We start from the raw sequence: 1,252 nt of genomic DNA, 5'->3' as shown, positions 1-1,252 counted from the left end.
CGCTACATGTGTATGCCAAAGGCGGCATTAATGCATTCAATGTCGATTACAATGGCGGATTAAGCTCGGTCAGCAAAGATGATGGCGTGTCTTACATGTATGGCGTCGGCGCGGAATATTTCTTGTTAGACAATATCTCTGTTGGTGCAAGGTACCAATCATGTGGCGTGGATATCAATGGGGACAGCGATAACCTAAGCAGCTTTACGGGCAACGTGACTTTCCATTTCTTGTAAACCGCAAACTTCCCGATCTTCTTTATCCACCTCACCCTTCACAGTTGGTTGAAAAACTCCACCTATCTCAAAATGGTCTCGCACTTATGTGCGAGGTCATTTCTTTTGTTCTGAATACCGTTTGACCTTGTTGAACGACGGTTTTCCTCTGTGTATTCCAATTCTGAAAAATAGTTAGATGTCGTAGTTTATTCTTGTGGGTTGAAGACACTTGTTTGGCGTTTGTTTGCTGTAAATATGCAATAAAAGTGTCATTTTTGCATAAATTTGTGATTGGTGATAAACTTCGCATCGTTTTTAAAGTTTAGAGTTCAAATTAATGGAGGGCGGTATTGGAGTTCTTCTCCCCTGAGAAGCGTTTCAAATTACGTTAAATTTGTATTTATGGATAATGCATTTAAAAAATATAGTATCGACACAACAGACTATCAGGTTGGCCAAGACAACGTTCAAAAATGGGGCTTCGATATACACAATCCCGTATTCGGCATCAGTGCTGGTCTCGTTGTTTTCTGTCTTATTTCACTTCTTCTTGTCGAGCCAGTCACCGCTCGCGATGCATTAAACGGGATCAAAAACGGAATTATTGAACAGTTTGATGCATTCTTTATGTGGTCTACCAATTTCTTCTTATTGTTCGCTGTTGCTCTGCTTTTCTCGCCATTAGGTAAGATTCGCTTAGGCGGTAAAGAGGCGACGCCGGATCATTCAACCGTTTCATGGCTATCAATGCTGTTTGCTGCAGGTATGGGTATTGGTCTCCTCTTTTGGAGTGTGGCTGAGCCAACGGCCTATTTCACGGATTGGTGGGGTACGCCGCTAAACTCAGAAGCGTATTCAGCTGATGCTAAATCACTCGCGATGGGCGCGACCATGTTCCACTGGGGTGTTCACGGTTGGAGTATTTACGCCCTTGTTGCGTTGGCGCTTGCTTTTTTCGCTTTTAATAAAGGTTTACCACTTTCATTGCGTGCGGCGTTTTACCCAATTTTTGGTGACCGTGCATGGGGCTGGTT

The 1,252-nt window shown here is 43.4% G+C and carries 2 protein-coding genes; both read left to right on the top strand.

Annotated elements, in window-relative coordinates; genetic code table 11:
• On the top strand, nucleotides 1-236 hold a 236-nt coding region (locus tag R7F07_RS25010; protein WP_318110639.1), incomplete at its 5' end, for an outer membrane beta-barrel protein.
• A gap of 384 nt (nucleotides 237-620) precedes the next feature.
• On the top strand, nucleotides 621-1,252 hold a 632-nt coding region (locus tag R7F07_RS25005), incomplete at its 3' end, for a BCCT family transporter (RefSeq protein WP_318110638.1).

The organism is Vibrio sp. YT-16, from assembly GCF_033337405.1.
GTDB classification, from domain to species: Bacteria; Pseudomonadota; Gammaproteobacteria; order Enterobacterales; family Vibrionaceae; genus Vibrio; species Vibrio alginolyticus.
The sequence above is the reverse complement of the archived record's forward strand: the minus strand, read 5'-3'. Positions and strand labels throughout refer to the sequence as shown.